At 70.1% G+C, this 18,500-nt stretch carries 16 protein-coding genes; 8 read left to right on the forward strand and 8 right to left on the reverse strand.

Annotated features, from left to right (window positions below):
- Positions 1-139: 139 nt before the first annotated feature.
- The 8 genes from pyrF to pyrR form a co-directional block, all read right to left on the reverse strand.
- A complete protein-coding gene (pyrF, locus tag ACWEVS_RS21955) occupies positions 140-829 on the reverse strand; it encodes an orotidine-5'-phosphate decarboxylase (protein ID WP_354910218.1) in 690 nt (229 codons plus the stop codon).
- A complete protein-coding gene (locus tag ACWEVS_RS21960; protein WP_354910215.1) occupies positions 826-1,803 on the reverse strand; it encodes a dihydroorotate dehydrogenase in 978 nt (325 codons plus the stop codon). The genes pyrF and ACWEVS_RS21960 overlap by 4 nt, the downstream gene beginning before the upstream one ends.
- On the reverse strand, positions 1,793-2,659 hold the full coding sequence (locus ACWEVS_RS21965) for a dihydroorotate dehydrogenase electron transfer subunit (protein WP_449921443.1): 867 nt from the start codon (positions 2,657-2,659) through the stop codon (positions 1,793-1,795). Before ACWEVS_RS21965 ends, ACWEVS_RS21960 begins: the two co-directional genes overlap by 11 nt.
- Positions 2,660-2,665: 6 nt before the next feature.
- Positions 2,666-5,953 carry a carbamoyl-phosphate synthase large subunit gene (gene carB, locus ACWEVS_RS21970; protein ID WP_354910209.1) on the reverse strand — a complete coding sequence of 1,096 codons (3,288 nt, stop codon included), beginning with the start codon at positions 5,951-5,953 and terminating at the stop codon, positions 2,666-2,668.
- A 63-nt stretch (positions 5,954-6,016) separates the two neighbouring features.
- Positions 6,017-7,123: a glutamine-hydrolyzing carbamoyl-phosphate synthase small subunit gene (gene carA, locus ACWEVS_RS21975; RefSeq protein WP_452553033.1), complete on the reverse strand. Its 1,107-nt coding sequence runs from the start codon at positions 7,121-7,123 to the stop codon at positions 6,017-6,019.
- Positions 7,124-7,146: 23 nt separating this feature from the next.
- Positions 7,147-8,448 (reverse strand): dihydroorotase, encoded by a 1,302-nt coding sequence (locus ACWEVS_RS21980; protein ID WP_449921116.1) that lies wholly within the window; start codon positions 8,446-8,448, stop codon positions 7,147-7,149.
- Positions 8,448-9,362, reverse strand: a complete 915-nt coding sequence (locus ACWEVS_RS21985; RefSeq protein ID WP_354910204.1) for an aspartate carbamoyltransferase catalytic subunit — start codon at positions 9,360-9,362, stop codon at positions 8,448-8,450. The genes ACWEVS_RS21980 and ACWEVS_RS21985 overlap by 1 nt, the downstream gene beginning before the upstream one ends.
- Positions 9,359-9,892: a bifunctional pyr operon transcriptional regulator/uracil phosphoribosyltransferase PyrR gene (gene pyrR / locus ACWEVS_RS21990; RefSeq protein ID WP_354910526.1), complete on the reverse strand. Its 534-nt coding sequence runs from the start codon at positions 9,890-9,892 to the stop codon at positions 9,359-9,361. The genes ACWEVS_RS21985 and pyrR overlap by 4 nt, the downstream gene beginning before the upstream one ends.
- Positions 9,893-10,051: 159 nt before the next feature.
- On the opposite strand from pyrR, the gene ACWEVS_RS21995 reads away from it, so the two are divergent.
- From ACWEVS_RS21995 to ACWEVS_RS22030, 8 genes are all read left to right on the forward strand, one after another.
- Positions 10,052-10,963 (forward strand): F0F1 ATP synthase subunit gamma, encoded by a 912-nt coding sequence (locus ACWEVS_RS21995; RefSeq protein ID WP_449921121.1) that lies wholly within the window; start codon positions 10,052-10,054, stop codon positions 10,961-10,963.
- Between the two features lie 66 nt (positions 10,964-11,029).
- On the forward strand, positions 11,030-11,251 hold the full coding sequence (locus ACWEVS_RS22000; RefSeq protein WP_354910199.1) for a DUF3040 domain-containing protein: 222 nt from the start codon (positions 11,030-11,032) through the stop codon (positions 11,249-11,251).
- Between the two features lie 131 nt (positions 11,252-11,382).
- Positions 11,383-12,780: an amino acid permease gene (locus ACWEVS_RS22005; protein WP_449921123.1), complete on the forward strand. Its 1,398-nt coding sequence runs from the start codon at positions 11,383-11,385 to the stop codon at positions 12,778-12,780.
- A 16-nt stretch (positions 12,781-12,796) separates the two neighbouring features.
- Positions 12,797-14,026: an arginine deiminase gene (locus tag ACWEVS_RS22010; protein ID WP_449921126.1), complete on the forward strand. Its 1,230-nt coding sequence runs from the start codon at positions 12,797-12,799 to the stop codon at positions 14,024-14,026.
- Between the two features lie 2 nt (positions 14,027-14,028).
- The gene (argF, locus tag ACWEVS_RS22015; protein ID WP_452553035.1) at positions 14,029-15,033 is read left to right on the forward strand and encodes an ornithine carbamoyltransferase; all 1,005 of its coding nucleotides are present in this window, start codon (positions 14,029-14,031) and stop codon (positions 15,031-15,033) included.
- A 1-nt stretch (position 15,034) separates the two neighbouring features.
- Entirely contained in the window at positions 15,035-15,970 is a 936-nt protein-coding gene (arcC, locus tag ACWEVS_RS22020) for a carbamate kinase (protein WP_354910190.1), read from the forward strand.
- A 10-nt stretch (positions 15,971-15,980) separates the two neighbouring features.
- Positions 15,981-17,405: an amino acid permease gene (locus ACWEVS_RS22025; RefSeq protein WP_449921132.1), complete on the forward strand. Its 1,425-nt coding sequence runs from the start codon at positions 15,981-15,983 to the stop codon at positions 17,403-17,405.
- Positions 17,402-18,286, forward strand: a complete 885-nt coding sequence (locus tag ACWEVS_RS22030; RefSeq protein WP_452553037.1) for a universal stress protein — start codon at positions 17,402-17,404, stop codon at positions 18,284-18,286. Before ACWEVS_RS22025 ends, ACWEVS_RS22030 begins: the two co-directional genes overlap by 4 nt.
- Positions 18,287-18,500: the final 214 nt, after the last annotated feature.

Below are 18,500 nucleotides of genomic sequence, written 5' to 3' on the forward strand. Positions count from 1 at the left end.
CCCGGTGAAGGGTCGCGTCAGGACGCGGCCGGCCAGACTGTCGGGACGGAGGCGACAGCAGGGCCGGACGGGCCTTCTGCGAGCGATGTGACGGACGGGACGGACGTGGACTTGACCCAGGCGGCCGTTCCAGAGATGATCATGACCGTCGGAGCGACGCGGCGATCGAGGCCGCCGTGGCGCCGGGGTCGGCCGAGCCGGTGATCGGGCGGCCGATGACGAGCAGGTCGGCACCGTCGGCCAGCGCCTGCTCGGGCGTGGCCACCCGCGCCTGGTCCTGGCTGTCGGCGCCGGCGGGCCGTACACCCGGGGTGATCAGCGTGATGTCCGGCCCCACGGCCGCGCGCACGCCGGCGACCTCGTGCGGCGAGCACACCAGCGCCTTGGCGCCCGCCTCCACCGCCATCACCGACAGGCGGCGCACCGCGTCCTCGGGCGAGCCGGCGATCCCGATCGCGGCGAGGTCCGCGGCCGACAGCGAGGTGAGTACGGTGACCGCCGCGATCTCGGTGTGCGGAGCGGCCTCCACGGCCGCCTGGATCATCGCGGGGCCGCCGGCGGCGTGCACGGTCAGGATGGCGGGCTTGAGCCGCGCCACGGCCCTTGTGGCCCCGGCCACGGTGTTGGGGATGTCGTGGAGCTTGAGGTCGAGGAAGACCCGTACGCCACTGGCCCCCTGCACCGAGGCGATCACGTCGGGTCCGTAGCGCAGGTAGAGCTCGAGGCCCACCTTGACGGTGCTGACATGGGGGGTCACCAGCGAAGCCCAGCGGGCCGCGGTCTCCAGGTCTGGTGCGTCCAGGGCGACGGCGATGGGTGCGGGCGTCACAGCGAACTCTCCTCGGAGTCGACGAGCAGGTGCCGGGCGGCGCTGCCCGGTGGCCGGTGCGCCAGGCCGACGGCGTCGGCCAGGCGGTGGAATCCCCTGGCCGCCAGCAGCTCCTCGAGCTCGCGCTCGATGCGCAGGCAGGCGTAGGGGTCGTGGAACAGCGCCGTGCCCACCCCGACCACGCAGGCGCCTGCGAGGACGAGCTGGAGGGCGTCGTGGCCGCTGGCCACGCCGCCGACGCCGATGATGGGCACGCCGGGGATGGCGGCGTGGACCTGCCACACGCACCGTACGGCGAGCGGCAGGATCGCCGGCCCGGACAGCCCTCCGGTGCCGGCGGCGAGGGACGGCTTGAGCGCGTCGATGTCGATGGCCATGCCGAGCGGGTTGTTGATCATGGAGAGCGCGTCGGCCCCCGCGTCGACGCAGGCGCGGGCGACCGCGACGACGTCGGCCACGTCCGGCGAGAGCTTGGCCACCACCGGCACGTCGTAGCGCATGACCGAGCGCACCGAGGCGATCACCTCGGCGGCGGCGCCGCCGTCGCGGGCGAAGACCCGGCCGCGGTCCTCGATGTTGGGACAGGCGAGGTTGACCTCGATCGCGGTCACGCCGGGCGCGTCGGTGAGCCGGCGGGCCAACGCCGCGTACTCGGCCACGGTGCCGCCGCCGATCGAGACGACGGTCTTGATGCCGCGCTGGGCCAGCCACGGCAGCTCGCGTTCGAGGAAGGCGTCGATGCCCGGCCCCTGCAGGCCCACGGCGTTGAGCATGCCCGAGGGCGTCTCGGCCATCCGCGGGGTGGGCCTGCCCGCCCGCGGGGCCATCGTGATCGACCGGGTGACCAGCGCGCCGAGACGGTGCAGGTCGAAGAACTGGGCCAGCTCCCTGCCCGAGCCCGCGCAACCCGCCGCGGTCGTGACCGGGTTGGCGAGCTCGACGTGGGCCAGGAAGGTCCGCATGTCAACCGACATGACGCGCTCCACCGCCGGGGGCGCCGAGCGCGTCGAACGGGATCGTTCCCACGTCCTCGAACCGCACGCGTTCGCCTCTGAACACAGGACCCTCCGCGCAGGCGCGCACCATCCTGGTGGCGCCGTCGTCGCCGATGACGGGCAGCACGCAGGTCATGCAGATCCCGATGCCGCAGGCCATGGCCTCCTCGACCGCCACCTGGACGGGGATGTCGAACTCGATGGCGACCGCGGTGACCTGGCGCAGCGTCGCCATCGGCCCGCAGGCGTAGATGGCGTCGGCGCGCGTGTCGGCGATCACGGACGGCAGCACGTCGGTCACCTTGCCGCGCAGGCCCAGCGAGCCGTCCTCGGTGGTGAGGGTGGTGGTCTCGGCCATCCTGCGGGCCCGCATCGCGCCGAACACCCGGTCGGCCGAGGCCGCGCCGAGCACGAAGTCGATGCGGCAGCCGCGTTCCATCAGCGCGTCGGCCAGCGGGAACAGCGGCGCCGCGCCGTACTCGTCGCCGACCAGCACGCAGACGGCGGGGTCGCGGGGCAGCGGAAAGGGCCGCCCCAGCGGCCCCACCAGGTCGAGCGTGTCACGGGCGCGCCGCTCGGCCAGCCACGACGTGCCGGGGCCGGTGGCGGTGAAGACGAGCTCCACCGTGCCGCCGTAGTCGGGGCTGACGTCGTGGATGGACAGCGCGCGCCTGGTCACCATCGAGGTGCGCGGCCCCCCGACGGCGACCGAGACGAAGTGGCCGGGACGGAACCGCTCGGCGACGCCGGGCGCCACCACGGTCAGCGCATGGTAGGCGTCGACCCGGCGCGTGGTCAGCACCGTGCCAGTCACCTGCACCGGAGTCCCGGCCAGACCTGATCACCCCCGCAGGGCTCGTGCGTGTTCCTGAAGGGACCGTACGCCCACATCGCCCCGCACGTTGGCCTGGATGCCCGCGGCGGCCGCGGCGAGCCCCTGGACCGTCGTGATGCACGGGATGCCGCGCAGCACGGCGGCGGTGCGGATGTCGTAGCCGTCGAGGCGCGGCCCCGACTGCCCGGGGCTGCCGAACGGCGTGTTGACGATCAGGTCCACCTCACCGTCCAGGATGCGCTGCACGATCGTCGGCTCACCGTCGGGTCCCGTCCCCTCGCTCTGCTTTCGCACGATCTTGGCATGGACTCCGTTACGGCGCAGCACCTCGGCGGTGCCCTCCGTGGCCAGAATCTCGAAGCCGAGGTCGGCGAGGGCACGCACCGGGAAGATCATCGAGCGCTTGTCCCTGTTGGCGACGGAGACGAACGCGCGGCCCTTGGTGGGCAGCTCGCCGTAGGCTCCGGCCTGCGACTTGGCGTAGGCGATGCCGAAGAACTCGTCGATGCCCATGACCTCGCCCGTCGAGCGCATCTCGGGGCCGAGCACGGTGTCGACGCCGCGGAAGCGGTTGAACGGGAGCACGGCCTCCTTGACCGCGATGGAGGCGTCGAGCGGCAGCGTGCCGCCGTCGCCGTGCTCGGGCAGCATGCCCTCGGCCCGCAGCTCGGCGACGGTCGCGCCCATCATGACGCGGGCCGCCGCCTTCGCCAGCGGCACCGCCGTCGCCTTGGAGACGAACGGCACGGTACGGCTGGCGCGCGGGTTGGCCTCCAGGACGTACAGGACGCCCGCCGACATGGCGTACTGCACGTTGAGCAGGCCGCGGACGCCGACGCCCCTGGCGATGCCCTCGGTGGCGGCGCGGATGCGCTTGATGTCGTTGCCGCCGAGCGTGATGGGCGGCAGCGCGCACGCCGAGTCGCCCGAGTGGATCCCGGCCTCCTCGATGTGCTCCATGACGCCGCCGAGGTAGAGCTCCTCGCCGTCGAACAGCGCGTCGACGTCGATCTCGATGGCCTCGTCGAGGAACTTGTCGATCAGCACGGGGTGGCCGCCCTCCTGGGCCGCCATGTAGGTGCTGAGCGTCTCGTCGTCGTAGACGATGGCCATGCCGGCGCCGCCCAGCACGTAGGACGGCCGCACGAGCACCGGGTAGCCGATCTCCTCGGCGATCTCCAGCGCCTCGGCGACGGTCAGCGCGGTGCCGTGCTTGGGGGCGGGCAGCCCCGCCTCGGCCAGCACGCGACCGAAGGCGCCGCGCTCCTCGGCCAGGTGGATCGACTCCGGCGAGGTGCCGACGACGGGCACGCCCGCGTCCTTCAGCGCCTGCGCCAGGCCCAGCGGCGTCTGGCCGCCGAGCTGGACGATCACGCCGGCCACCGGGCCGGTCTGCTGCTCGGCGTGGACGACCTCGAGGACGTCCTCCAGCGTGAGCGGCTCGAAGTAGAGCCGGTCGGAGGTGTCGTAGTCGGTCGAGACGGTCTCGGGGTTGCAGTTGACCATGACGGTCTCGAACCCGGCCCTGGACAGCTCGAAGGAGGCGTGCACGCACGCGTAGTCGAACTCGATGCCCTGGCCGATGCGGTTGGGCCCGCTGCCCAGGATGAGGACCTTGGGCCGCTCGCCGTAGGGGACCTCGCTCTCCTCGTCGTAGGTCGAGTAGAGGTAGGGCGTCCTGGCGGCGAACTCGGCGGCGCAGGTGTCGACGGTGTTGTAGACCGGGCGCAGGCCGAGGGCGTGGCGCAGGTCGCGCACGCGCGACTCGTCCATGCCGCGGATCTCGCCGATCTGGGCGTCGGAGAAGCCGTGGTGCTTGGCCTGCTCCAGCACCTGCCTGGACAGCTCGGGGGCCTCGGCGAGGGCGCGGGCCTCCTCGTCCAGCAGCATGAGCTGGTCGATGAACCACGGGTCGACGTTGGTGGCCTCGAACAGTTCCTCGGCCGTCGCGCCCGCCCTGATGGCCTGCTGCATGGTGCGCAGCCTGCCGTCGTGGGGCGTGCGGCAGTCGTCGAGCAGTTCCTGCTTCGAGGCGAGGTGGCCGGCCCAGGAGAACGACGAGCCCTTCTTCTCCAGCGAGCGCAGCGCCTTCTGCAGCGCCTCGGGGAAGGAGCGGCCGATCGCCATGGCCTCGCCCACCGACTTCATGTGCGTGGTGAGTGTCTGGTCGGCGCCGCGGAACTTCTCGAAGGCGAACCTCGGCACCTTGACCACGATGTAGTCGAGGGTCGGCTCGAAGGAGGCCGGGGTCTCCTTGGTGATGTCGTTGGGGATCTCGTCGAGCGTGTAGCCGATCGCCAGCTTGGCGGCGATCTTGGCGATCGGGAAGCCCGTCGCCTTGGAGGCCAGCGCCGACGACCGCGACACGCGCGGGTTCATCTCGATGACGATCATGCGGCCGGTGCGCGGGTTGACCGCGAACTGGATGTTGCAGCCGCCGGTGTCGACGCCCACCTCGCGGATGACCGCGATCGCGACGTCGCGCATGTTCTGGTACTCGCGGTCGGTCAGGGTCAGCGCCGGGGCCACGGTGACGCTGTCGCCGGTGTGGACGCCCATCGGGTCGATGTTCTCGATGGAGCACACGATGACGACGTTGTCGGCCTTGTCGCGCATGACCTCGAGCTCGTACTCCTTCCACCCGAGGATCGACTCCTCGAGGAGCACCTCGGTGGTCGGGCTGGCGTCGAGGCCCGCGCCGGCGATGCGGCGCAGGTCGGCCTCGCCGTAGGCGAAGCCCGAGCCGACGCCGCCCATGGTGAAGGAGGGGCGCACGACCAGCGGGTAGCCGAGCTCGCCGGCGGCGGCCAGGCACTCGTCCATGCTGTGGCAGATGACCGACTTGGCGGACTCGGCGTTGAGGCCGTGCTCGCGGGCGACCTTGGCGACGATCTCCTTGAACCGCTCGCGGTTCTCGCCCGCCTGGATGGCGTCGAAGTCGGCGCCGATCAGCTCGACCTCGTAGCGCTCGAGGACGCCGGCCTCGTGCAGGGCGACCGCGGTGTTGAGCGCCGTCTGCCCGCCCAGGGTGGGCAGCAGCGCGTCGGGCCGCTCCTTGGCGATGATCTTCTCGACGAACTCGGGGGTGATCGGCTCGACGTAGGTAGCGTCGGCGAACTCGGGGTCCGTCATGATCGTGGCGGGGTTGCTGTTGACCAGGATCACCCTGAAGCCCTCGGCGCGCAGCACGCGGCAGGCCTGGGTACCCGAATAGTCGAACTCGCACGCCTGCCCGATGACGATCGGTCCCGAGCCGATGACCAGGATGGACCGGATGTCCTCACGCTTGGGCACGGCTCATGACCTCACAGAACTCGTCGAACATGGGTTGAGTGCGCGCTGCGCGGCTTCGTGCTTTCACGACGCCGCCATCAACGAACAGAACTCGTCGAACAGGTAGGCGGCGTCGTGGGGGCCGGCGGCGGCCTCCGGGTGGTACTGCACGCTGAAGGCGCGCCCGTCGAGCAGGCGCAGCCCCTCCACGCAGCGGTCGTTGAGGTTGACGTGGCTGACCTCGGCGGGCCCGTACGGCGTGTCGAAGGGCCCGTCGAGCGGCGCCTGGACGGCGAAGCCGTGGTTGTGCGCCGAGATCTCCACCTTGCCGGTGCGCACGTCCTGGACCGGCTGGTTGACGCCGCGGTGGCCGTAGCGGAGCTTGTAGGTCGAAAGGCCCAGCGCCCTGCCGAACAGCTGGTTGCCGAAGCAGATGCCGAAGAACGGGATGCCCGCCTCCAGCACCCTGCGCAGGGTGGTGACGTCGGCCGTGGCCGGGTCGCCGGGGCCGTTGGAGAAGAAGACGCCGTCGGGAGCGATCGCCTGGATGTCCTCGAAGGTCGCCGTGGCGGGCAGGACGTGCACCTCGCAGCCGCGCTCGGCCATGCGGTGCGGCGTCATGCCCTTGATGCCGAGGTCGACGGCCGCGACGGTGAAGCGCTTGCCGCCGATGGCCTCGACCACGTACGGCTCGGCCGTGGCCACCTCGGCGGCCAGGTCGGCGCCCTCCATGAGCGGCTGCTGCCGTACGCGCTCGACCAGGGCCTCCACCGGCTGCGACGGCGCGCTGAAGATGCCCGCGCGCATCGCGCCGCGCTCGCGCAGGTGGCGGGTCAGCGCCCGGGTGCCGGAGATCGCGATGCCGACGACCCCCTGCTCCTTGAGGTAGTCGTCGAGGGAGCGGGTGGCCCGCCAGTTGGAGACCACGCGGGACGGCTCGCGCACGACGTAGCCCGCGACCCAGACGCGCGAGGACTCGGGGTCCTCGTCGTTGACGCCCGTGTTGCCGATGTGCGGGGCGGTCATCGCGACGATCTGGCGGTGGTAGGACGGGTCGGTGAGGGTCTCCTGGTAGCCGGTCATGCCGGTGTTGAAGACCATCTCCCCGAACGTCTCGCCCTGCGCGCCGTAGGTGCGCCCGTGGAAGACACGGCCGTCTTCCAGCACGAGAACGGCGTTACTGCTGTGCATATGGTGTCCCTCGCGACGCTCGGTCACGTGACCTTCCCTTCGAGAACGGTTGGCTTGCCGCGCAGGAACGTCGCCAGCACCCGTCCGGGAAGGGTCATGCCCTCGTAGGGGGTGTTGCGGCTCTTGGAGGCGAAGGAGGAGGGGTCCACCTCGGTGCGCGAGGACGGGTCGTAGAGCACGATGTTGGCCGGTGCGCCGACCTCGAGCGGTCGCCCGTGGCCCGAGAGGCGGCCGATGCGCGCCGGGGCGACGGACATGCGCTCGGCCACGCCCGCCCAGTCGAGCAGCCCGGTGTCGACCATGGCCTCCTGGACGACGCTGAGCGCGGTCTCCAGGCCGACCATGCCCATGGCCGCCGCGGCCCACTCGGTCTCCTTGTCCTCGACGGGGTGCGGCGCGTGGTCGGTGGCCACGACGTCGATCGTGCCGTCGGCCAGGGCGGCGCGCAGCGCCTGGACGTCGTGCGCGGTGCGCAGCGGCGGGTTGACCTTGTAGATGGGGTTGTAGGCGCCGTTGGGCGACTCCTCGACGAGGTCGTCGGTGAGCAGCAGGTGGTGGGGGGTCACCTCGGCGGTGACGTTCCAGCCCTTGGACTTGGCCCACCGGATGATCTCCACAGAACCGGCCGTGGAGACGTGGCAGACGTGCAGGCGGGAGCCGACGTGGGCGGCCAGCAGGCAGTCGCGGGCGATGATCGCCTCCTCGGCGACCGCGGGCCAGCCCGCCAGGCCGAGCCTGCCGGAGATGACGCCCTCGTTCATCTGGGCGTCCTTGGTGAGCTTGGGCTCCTGGGCGTGCTGGGCGACGACGCCGTCGAAGGCCTTCACGTACTCCAGCGCCCTGCGCATCAGCACGGCGTCGTCGACGCACTTGCCGTCGTCGGAGAAGACGCGCACGCGGGCGGCGGAGTCGGCCATCGCGCCGAGCTCGGCCAGCTGCCTGCCCTCCAGGCCGACGGTGACGGCGCCGACGGGCTGCACGTCGCAGTGGCCGAACTCCTGGCCGAGGCGCCAGACCTGCTCGACGACGCCCGCCGTGTCGGCGACGGGCATGGTGTTGGCCATGGCGTGGACGGCGGTGTAGCCGCCGCGCGCGGCCGACTGGGTGCCCGTCTGGACGGTCTCGGCGTCCTCGCGGCCCGGCTCGCGCAGGTGGGTGTGGAGGTCGACCAGGCCGGGCAGCGCGATCGCGCCGCGCCCGTCGACGACCCCGTCGACCCCCTCTGCGGGGGCAGACCCCGCGGGGCGGATCTCCGCGATGAGTCCGTCGACGACGGCGATGTCGACCGGCTCGCCGCCGAGGATGCGAACGTTCTTGATCAGCATCAGATCTCTCCCCCGAGCAGCAGGTACAGGACGGCCATGCGGATGGTCACGCCGTTGGCGACCTGCTCGACGATCGTCGAGCGCGGCGAGTCGGCCACCTCGGCCGCGATCTCCATGCCCCGGTTCATCGGCCCGGGGTGCATGACGATCGCCTCGTCGGGCATCTTCGCGAACCTGTCGCGGTCGAGCCCGTAGCGGCGGGAGTACTCGCGCTCGCTGGGGAAGTAGGCGGCGTTCATCCGCTCCTTCTGCACGCGGAGCATCATGACGACGTCGGACTTGGGCAGCACGGCGTCGAGGTCGTAGGAGACCTCGCACGGCCAGGTGCCGACGGAGACCGGCAGCAGCGTCGGCGGCGCGACCAGGGTCACGTCGGCGCCCAGCGTGGCCAGCAGCAGCACGTTGGAGCGGGCGACCCTGCTGTGCAGGACGTCGCCGACGATGGTGACCTTGCGCCCTTCGAGCGAGCCGAGGCGGCGGCGCATCGAGAAGGCGTCGAGCAGCGCCTGGGTGGGGTGCTCGTGGGTGCCGTCGCCGGCGTTGACGACGCTGCCGCGCACCCAGTTGGCCAGGCGGTGCGGCGCGCCGGAGGCGCCGTGGCGGATGACGACGGCGTCGGCGCCCATCGCCTCCAGGGTCAGCGCGGTGTCCTTGAGCGACTCGCCCTTGGAGACGCTGGAGCCCTTGGCGGAGAAGTTGATGACGTCGGCCGACAGCCGCTTGGCGGCGGCCTCGAAGGAGATGCGGGTGCGGGTGGAGTCCTCGAAGAAGAGGTTGACCACCGTGCGCCCGCGCAGGGTCGGGAGCTTCTTGATGGATCGTTCCGAGACGCGGGCCAGTTCCTCGGCGGTGTCGAGGATCAGCAGCGCGTCGTCCTTGGTCAGGTCGGCCGCCGAGATGAGATGCCTGTTCACTTGATCAACTCCACTGCGTCGCGCCCGTCGGTCTCCTCCAGGTAGACCTTGACCTTCTCGCTCTTGGCGGTCGGGAGGTTCTTGCCCACGTAGTCGGCCCTGATGGGCAGCTCGCGGTGGCCCCTGTCGACCAGGATGGCCAGCTGGACGGCCGTGGGCCTGCCGAGGTCGTTGAGCGCGTCGAGCGCGGCGCGGACCGAGCGGCCGGAGTAGAGCACGTCGTCGACCAGCACGACGAGCCTGCCGTCGATGCCGTCGGCGGGCAGGTCGGTACGGCCGAGCGGGCGCGCGGGCCGGAGCCTGAGGTCGTCGCGGTACATCGTGATGTCGATCGAGCCGACGGGGACCTTCACGCCCTCGAACTGCTCGATGCGCTCGGCGAGCCGGCCGGCCAGAGTGGCGCCACGGGTGGGGATGCCGAGGAGGACGACGCCGTCGGCGCCCTTGGTGCGCTCGAGGATCTCGTGCGCGATGCGGGTCAGCGCCCGGTGGATGTCCGGGCCTTCGAGAACGGCCCTGGGTTCGGACATGGTGAAGCTCACCGCCTTTCCCGCCTCACGGGACGGGGTTAAAAGGGTGTTGGGTCGCAGCCACATTACCAGCAGCTACCAGCCACGACGGGCAGGGGGTGATACGACGGTTACGCTGGTGTCTCACGTGCCGTAGTCGGGTGGCGTCGGGGGGTTACGTTGGGTGCGCAACTACGCCGGATCCGTCAGCGGATCAGGTCGGTCAGATCGACGGCGAAGATCACCCGCGCGCAGGAGCTGATCGCCTCCTCACGCGTGGGCAAGGCGCGTGACCGCGCCATGGACGCCGAGCCGTACAGCAGGGAGATCTCGCGGGCGGTGTCGGCGCTGGTCAGCCATCGCATGCGGATGAACCACGCGCTGCTGAACACGCGGCCCGACACCTCGCGGGTGGCGGTGCTGCTGATGACGAGCGACAGGGGTTTCGCGGGCGCCTACAACCAGAACGTGCTCCGTCACGCGCGGGCGCTGGCCACCCTGCTGGAGGGCCAGGGCAAGGAGATCATCCCCTTCGTCACGGGGCGCAAGGGCGTCGACTGGTTCGGCTTCCGCAACAGGGAGGTGCGCGGGAAGTGGATCGGGGTGTCGGGACACCCCGACTACGCGACGGCCGCGGAGATCGGGCGGACGCTGATCGAGGCCTTCGACATGCCCACGCGGGACGGCGGGGTCGGCGAGGTGCACGTGGTGTACACGCATTTCGCGTCGATGCTGACCCAGCAGACGACCGTGCACCGGATCCTGCCGATGGTCCTGGAGGAGGTGGAGGAGCAGGACGAGGACCGGGCCGCGGACGTGCTGCCCAAGGCGCCCTACGAGTTCGATCCCACGCCTGAGGCGGTGCTCGACGAGATGCTGCAGAAGTACGTCCGCTCCAGGATCTGGTACATGATGCTCGACTCGGCGGCCGCGGAGTGGGCGGCCAGGCGCACGGCGATGACGGCGGCGACCGAGAACGCCCTGGAGCTGGTCGAGCGGCTGACCAGGGAGGCCAACGAGGCCAGGCAGGCCGAGATCACCACGGAGCTCAACGAGATCGTCGGCGGGGTCGAGGCGCTCAAGCACCATTGAACAATTTGGAAAATCCGGACAAAAGAGATAAAACCTCCTCCAAGTCTTTCTCGGGGAGGTCGCGGAATGTCCCTGTCCGCACGCGAGCGCAAGATTCTCGACGCCATCGCCCGCCAGCTCGCCACTGAGGAGCCCGCGCTGGTCCGCGGCTTCGCCGAACACGGCCGCGGGCCGGTGACCGCCGAGCGGATCAACGGGCGCTGGGAGGCGTGGCCCGTGGCTCTGATCGCGGTCTGCATGGCGGTCTTCGCCGTCGTGCTGCTCGTGTCCGGCAACCCCCGCAGCTGAGCCCCTCCGGCGCGCCCGCCCGCGCTCTCATGAACAAGAGAAGATGGTTGAGCTGGGCGTTTTAGCGTACTCACCGACGGGGACGCCCCGAATGTCACATGACGTCCGGGGTATCCGCGTTGGGGGGCGCAATGGGAGAGCCACGGCCGCCTGAAGGCGGAGGCGTCGGCACCGTCGAGACCGAGCTGACGGGCGTCACCGAAGGCCCACAACGCAGTCTCGGCCTCGGCGCGGCCATCGCCCTGGTGATCGGCAACATCGTCGGCACCGGCATCTTCCTGCTCCCCGCCTCGCTGGCCGCCTTCGGCACCGTCAGCATCGTGGCGATGGGCCTGGTCACCCTCGGGGCCATCGCGATGGCGATCGTCTTCGGCAGGCTGGGCGCGCGCATCCCGGCCGGCGGCGGCCCCTACGCCTACGCGCGCAACGCCTTCGGCGAGTTCGTCGGCTTCTGGAACGCGTGGTCGTTCTGGCTGACCGCGTGGATCGGCAACGCCGCCATCGCCGTCGCGTGGGTCGGGTACGTGCAGTACTTCGCGCAGCAGGTCTTCGGCCTCAACTGGACGGGCACGACCGCGGCGATCGTCATCGCGCTGGTGGGGCTGTGGATCCCCGCGGTGGTCAACCTGATGGGCCCCAAGAACATGGCCGCCTTCCAGCTCGTCACCACGGTGCTGAAGTTCGCGCCGCTGCTGTTCGTCTCGCTGGTCGGCCTGTTCTTCATCCAGGGCGGCAACTTCGGGCCGTTCAACGCCACGGAGGGCAACGTCGTCGCCGCGATCTCCCTCGCCGGCGCGGTGGCGTTGTTCATCTACTCGGGCGTGGAGAGCGTCTCCATCGCCGCGGAGAAGATCAGGGACCCGATGCGCAACATCGGGCGCGCCAGCGTCATCGGCGTGCTGGCCTGCGCCGTGCTCTACATGCTGAGCACCGTCGCGGTCATGGGCACTGTGCCGTACGCCGAGCTCGTGAAGTCGTCGGCGCCGTTCGCCGACGCGATCAACAACATGTTCGGCGGCACCGGGGGCGGCATCGCGATGGCCGCCTGCGCCATCTTCTCCGGCATCGGCGCCCTCAACGGCTGGACCATGCTGGTGGCCGAGATGCCCAAGGCCGCGGCCCAGGACGGCATGTTCCCGCCGCTGTTCGCCAGGGAGTCACCGCGCGGGGCGCCCATCCCCGGCATCCTGATCGGCACCGTCCTGACGTCGGGCATGCTGCTGGTCGCCTACTCGTCGGAGAACGCCTTCAACACCATCGTGCTGCTGGCCTCCTTCACCACCGTCATCCCCTACTTCTTCTCCGCCTGCGCCCAGCTGTTCTGGCTGGTGACGGGTGAACGCCAGGTCAACAGGGGACGGCTGGGCCGCGACCTCGTCATCAGCGTCGTCGCGCTGCTGTTCGCGTTCTGGATGGCCTACGGATCAGGCCCCGAGGCGGTGCTCGGCGGAACGCTGATGCTCCTGGTGGGCGTGCCGGTCTACATCTGGGTGAAGGCCAAGCGCGGCGAGTACGGCCCGCTGGTCTAGGAAAGGAATACCTGTTATGACCTTTCATGTCGATTCCGAGGTAGGCAGGCTCCACCAGGTTCTGCTGCACAAGCCCGAACTGGCGCTGAAGCGGCTCACCCCCACGAACAAGGACGAGTTCCTCTTCGACGACGTGCTGTGGGTGCAGCGCGCGGTGGAAGAGCACGAGGAGTTCCAGCAGACGCTGCGCGACCAGGGCATCACCGTCCACATGCTGGCCGACCTGCTGCGCGAGACCCTCGACATCCCCGAGGCGCGCAAGCACATCCTCGACCACGTCGTCGACGAGCGCTGGCACGGGCCGCTGGCCACCGACGCCATCCGCAACACCCTCGACTCGCTGCCGTCGAAGGACCTGCAGCAGGCCCTGACCGGCGGCATCACCAAGTCGGAGATCATGGAGCGCGGGGCCGACCCGAAGAGCGTCGCCTTCCACGTGCTCGGCGGGAACGACTTCGTCCTTCCGCCGCTGCCCAACCACCTGTTCACGCGTGACACCTCGTGCTGGATCTACAACGGGGTGTCCATCAACGCGATGAGGAAGAAGGCCAGGCAGGCCGAGACGGTCAACTTCGAGGCCATCTACACCTACCACCCGATGTTCACCTCGGAGGCGGGCCGCTTCCAGGTGTGGATGCCGGGCACCAAGGTCGCGCCCGCCACCATCGAGGGCGGCGACGTCCTGATCATCGGGCGGGGCGCCGTGCTGATCGGGATGAGCGAGCGCACCCAGCCGCAGGCGGTCGAGATGCTCGCCCGCCACCTGTTCGCCACGGGCGGGGCCAAGAAGATCGTCGCGCTGGACATGCCGAAGGCCCGCGCGTTCATGCACCTCGACACGGTCATGACCAACGTGGACGTGGGCGTCTTCACCAAGTACGCCGGCCTCGGCATGCTGCCGTCCTACACGATCGAGCCGGGCGACACCGAGAAGGAGCTGAAGGTCACCGACCACCCGGCCGAGGACATGCACAAGGCGATCGCCCAGGCGCTCGACCTCGACGACATCAAGATCCTCACCGCGACCCAGGACGTCAACGCCGCCGAGCGCGAGCAGTGGGACGACGGGTGCAACGTGCTGGCCATCGCGCCGGGGGTGGTGGTCGCCTACGAGCGCAACACCACCACCAACAACTACCTGCGCGACAACGGCATCGAGGTCATCACCATCCGCGGCAGCGAGCTGGGCCGCGGCCGGGGCGGGCCGCGCTGCATGAGCTGCCCGCTGGAGAGGGACGGCATCTGACCATGGGCTTCAACCTTCGCAACCGCAGCTTTCTGAAGGAGCTCGACTTCACGCCCGCGGAGTTCGGCTTCCTGCTCACCCTGTCCGCCGAGCTCAAGCAGGCCAAGTACGCCGGCACCGAGCAGCGGCGGCTCACCGGCAAGAACATCGCGCTGATCTTCGAGAAGACCTCGACCAGGACCCGCTGCGCGTTCGAGGTGGCCGCCCACGACCAGGGCGCGCACGTGACCTACCTCGACCCCTCGGGTTCGCAGATGGGGCACAAGGAGTCGGTCAAGGACACCGCGCGCGTGCTGGGCCGGATGTTCGACGGCATCGAGTACCGGGGTTCCAAGCAGGAGCACGTCGAGGAGCTGGCCGCCTACTCGGGCATCCCGGTCTGGAACGGCCTGACCGACGAGTGGCACCCCACGCAGATGCTGGCCGACATGCTCACCATGCGGGAGCACACCGACAAGCCGCTGCGCCAGGTCTCCTTCGCCTACCTCGGCGACGCCCGCAACAACATGGGCAACTCGCTGCTGGTCACGGGGGCGATGTTCGGCATGGACGTGCGCCTGGTGGCGCCCAGGTCGCTGCAGCCCGACCCGACGATGGTCGTCAAGCCGGCCACGGACCTGGCCAGGCAGACCGGCGCCACCCTGACCATCACCGAGGACGTGGCCACGGGCGTCGAGGGCGTCGACTTCCTCTACACCGACGTCTGGGTCTCGATGGGCGAGCCCAAGAGGGTGTGGGACGAGCGGGTCAGGCTGCTCAAGCCGTACCAGATCAACGACGAGGTGGTGGAGGCGACGGGGAACGACGGCGTGAAGGTCATGCACTGCCTGCCCGCCTTCCACAACAGGGAGACCAGGGTCGGCGAGGACATCTACGAGAAGACGGGACTCGACGCCCTGGAGATCACCGAGAGCGTCTTCGAGTCGCCCCGCTCGATCGTCTTCGACCAGGCCGAGAACCGCCTGCACACGATCAAGGCCATCATGGTCGCCACCCTGGGGAGCTGACATGAAGGTCCTGGTGGCGCTGGGGGGAAACGCGGTCCTGCGGCGCGGCGAGCGGCAGGACGACCACGTCCAGCGGGCGAACCTGGCCGCGGCGATCAGGCCGCTGGCCAAGGTCGCCGAGCGGCATGAGCTGATCATCACGCACGGGAACGGTCCACAGGTGGGCATGCTGGCCCTGGAGAGCGCCGCCGACCCCAAGCTGACCAAGCCCTACCCGTTCGACACGCTGGTCGCCGAGACGCAGGGCATGATCGGCTACTGGATGCTCCAGGCGCTCCAGAACGGCCTGCCGGGCCGCCAGGTGATCTCGATCATCACCCAGACCCTGGTCTCGGCCGTCGACCCGGCCTTCCAGAACCCGACCAAGTTCGTCGGGCCGGTCTACGACCAGGCGGAGGCCGAGAAACTGGCCGAGGAGAACGGCTGGGTGGTCAAGCCCGACGGCCAGTACTGGCGCCGCGTGGTGCCCTCGCCCAAACCGCAGCGTGTGGTCGAGACGCGGCTGATCCGCGGACTGATGCGGGACGGCGTCATCGTCGTGGGCGCCGGGGGCGGCGGCGTGCCCGTCATCCGCGACGAGAACGGCCGGCTGACGGGCGTCGAGGCCGTCATCGACAAGGACCTGACGGGCTCGCTGCTCGCCGAGGCCCTGGAGTGCGACGCCTTCCTCATCCTCACCGACGTGGAGCGCGTCATGCGCGACTTCGGTACCCCCCAGCAGACCGAGATCGGCCACACGACGCCGCACGAGCTGCGCGCGATCGACTTCCCCGCGGGGTCCATGGGCCCCAAGGTGGAGGCGGTCTGCAGGTTCGTGGAGACGACCGGCGACATGGCGGCCATCGGGCGGCTGGATCAGGCCTTGGAGATCCTGGACGGCAAGGCGGGCACCATCATCACGCCCAACGCCACCTGGCCGCTGTCCAGCACGTTGTAGGGAGGTGCCCGTGGCGCTGGCCGAGCGGCTGTTCCGCACCAAGCCCACCGACCAGATCGTGGCGGAGGGCGGTCATGGGGAGGGCGGCGACCTGCGCCGCACCATGTCTTTGTGGCAGCTGACGCTGTTCAGCGTCGGCGCCACGCTGGGGACGGGGATCTTCGTCATCCTCGGGCAGGCGGTGCCGAAGGCGGGGCCCGCGGTGGTGCTGTCCTTCGTGCTGGCCGCCATCACCGCGCTGTTCTCCGCACTGTCCTATGCCGAGCTGGCCGGGACCATCCCGGTGTCCGGGTCGTCCTACTCCTACGCCTACGCCACGCTCGGCGAGCTCGTGGCGTGGGTGTGCGGCTGGTGCCTCATGCTCGAGTACGCGGTCTCGGTCGCGGCCGTGGCGGTGGGCTGGGGCGAGTACCTCAACACCTTCTTCGAGAGCACCTTCGGCTTCTCGCTGCCCGACTCGATCACCCACTCCCCCGGCAACCAGGGCGGCGTGATCAACCTCACGGCCATCCTGATCGTCCTGCTGGCCACCTGGCTGCTGCTGCGCGGCACCTCCGAGTCCGCCACCGCGAACACGATCTTCGTCTACATCAAGGTGGCCGTGCTGATCTTCTTCTGCGTGGTCGCCTTCACCGCCTTCAACTCGGCCCACTTCACGCCCTTCGCGCCGCTGGGCGTCGCCGGCATCACGGCCGCGGCCTCCCAGGTGTTCTTCTCCTACATCGGCTTCGACGCCGCCTCCACCGCCGGTGAGGAGGCCAAGAACCCCAAGCGCGACCTGCCCCTGGCGATCCTCCTGTCGCTGAGCATCGTGACGGTGATCTACGTCCTGGTCGCCATCGCCGCCATCGGGGCCATGGCCTGGACCGACTTCGATCCCGAGAGCACCGAGGCCGTCCTCGCCGTCATCGCCAACATGGCCACCGGCTCCACCTGGGCGGGGGCCATCGTCTCCTTCGGCGCGGTCATCTCGATCGCCAGCGTGGTCATCACCGTCCTGTACGGCCAGACCCGCATCCTGTTCGCGATGTCCCGTGACGGGCTGATCCCCAAGATCTTCGAGAAGGTCAACCCGCGCCGCCAGGTGCCCGTCGCCAACACGATCATCGTGAGCCTGTTCGTCACCGTGCTCGCCGGGTTCGTGCCGCTCGGGCAGCTGGCCGAGGCCACCAGCATCGGCACGCTGTTCGCCTTCGCCATCGTCAACGTCGGTGTGCTGGTGCTGCGCCGTACCAGGCCTGACCTGCCGCGCAGCTTCCGCACCCCGCTGTTCCCCGTCACCCCGGTGCTCGGCGTGATCTTCTGCGTGCTGCTCATGTCCGAGCTGGCGGGGGTCACCTGGGTGGCGTTCCTGCTGTGGTCGGCCGTGGGCCTGCTGGCCTACTTCGCGTACGGCTTCAGACATTCGCGGCTCAACACCGGGAGCATCCGATGAAGCCCGAGCACGTCCTGTCCGGTTTCCTGCCCGACTCCCGGGGCCGCGACGGCCTGACGCTCGCCGTCATGCTGGCCAGGCAGGCAGGCGCGCGGCTGACGGTCGCCACCATCCAGCCGCCGCCGTGGACCACGCCGGGCCCGGCCAAGGCCGAGGAGAGCGCCTGGCTGGCCTTCCTCAACGAACAGGTCGAGGCGGGCTTCGAGCAGGCCAGGAAACTGGCGGGCGACGAGGCCGAGTACGTCATCCACTACAACAGGGGCAGCGGGCGGGGCCTCGTGGAGGTGGCTCGGGCCGCGGACGCCGACCTCGTGGTGATCGGCTCGGGCCCGCGGGGCCGCAAGGGGAGCATCTCCCTCGGCAGCACGGCCGACCAGTTGCTGCACGCCTCTCCGGTGCCGGTGCTGCTGGCCCCCAACGGCTACACCGAGCAGGCGCCGCGGCGCATCGAGCGGCTGACCGTGGCCTACCGGCGCAGCCCGGGCTGCGACGCGGCCCTCGCCTCCGCCGTGGAGCTGGCCGCCGCCCTGGACGCGCCGCTGCGGCTGGTGACGCTGGTGGTCGGCGCGGGCCGCGCCAAGATCGAGCAGCGGATGCTCGACGGGCTGCGCGCCCAGGCGACGACCGACCTGGAGAAGGCGGCGCGGGGGTGGGAGCCCGAGGCGGCGATCGAGACGCTGGCGGGCAGGAACGTCGCCCAGGCCATGGACGGAACGTCCTGGCTGGACGGCGAGCTGATCATCGTCGCCTCCAGTTCGTCAGGACCGCTGCGGCGGGTCTTCCTCGGTGACACATCGGTCAAGATCATAAGGGTGGCGCCGCGTCCTGTGCTCGTTCTGACCAGACAGCCCGGCGGCTCTCGGCAAACAGTGACGAAGTAGTGTTGGCCATGGGACAAGAGTGATGTTTGAGGCGGACCATCCCGGACCGGATTCGGCATCTTTTTTCCAATCAGCTTGACCTTAGGCGTCCACAGCTTTACCGTCACTGTCCGTAACCACACCTTGCGGCGTACCGGGGTAAACCCCAGTAGCCCGGCTACCGAAGGTGCCTGTCCGGCACCCACCCCCCGGTGGTCCAGGCAATCGTCGCGAG

The organism is Nonomuraea sp. NPDC003754 (genome assembly GCF_053605785.1).

Bases quoted from the DNA above. Each gene is read 5' to 3' on its own strand.
- ACWEVS_RS21960 (WP_354910215.1), bottom strand. From the start codon at position 1,803: ATGTCGGTTGACATGCGGACCTTCCTGGCCCACGTCGAGCTCGCCAAC.
- carA (WP_452553033.1), bottom strand. From the start codon at position 7,123: ATGCACAGCAGTAACGCCGTTCTCGTGCTGGAAGACGGCCGTGTCTTC.
- ACWEVS_RS21980 (WP_449921116.1), bottom strand. From the start codon at position 8,448: ATGCTGATCAAGAACGTTCGCATCCTCGGCGGCGAGCCGGTCGACATC.
- pyrR (WP_354910526.1), bottom strand. From the start codon at position 9,892: ATGTCCGAACCCAGGGCCGTTCTCGAAGGCCCGGACATCCACCGGGCG.
- ACWEVS_RS22000 (WP_354910199.1), top strand. From the start codon at position 11,030: ATGTCCCTGTCCGCACGCGAGCGCAAGATTCTCGACGCCATCGCCCGC.
- ACWEVS_RS22005 (WP_449921123.1), top strand. From the start codon at position 11,383: ATGGGAGAGCCACGGCCGCCTGAAGGCGGAGGCGTCGGCACCGTCGAG.
- ACWEVS_RS22010 (WP_449921126.1), top strand. From the start codon at position 12,797: ATGACCTTTCATGTCGATTCCGAGGTAGGCAGGCTCCACCAGGTTCTG.
- argF (WP_452553035.1), top strand. From the start codon at position 14,029: ATGGGCTTCAACCTTCGCAACCGCAGCTTTCTGAAGGAGCTCGACTTC.
- arcC (WP_354910190.1), top strand. From the start codon at position 15,035: ATGAAGGTCCTGGTGGCGCTGGGGGGAAACGCGGTCCTGCGGCGCGGC.
- ACWEVS_RS22030 (WP_452553037.1), top strand. From the start codon at position 17,402: ATGAAGCCCGAGCACGTCCTGTCCGGTTTCCTGCCCGACTCCCGGGGC.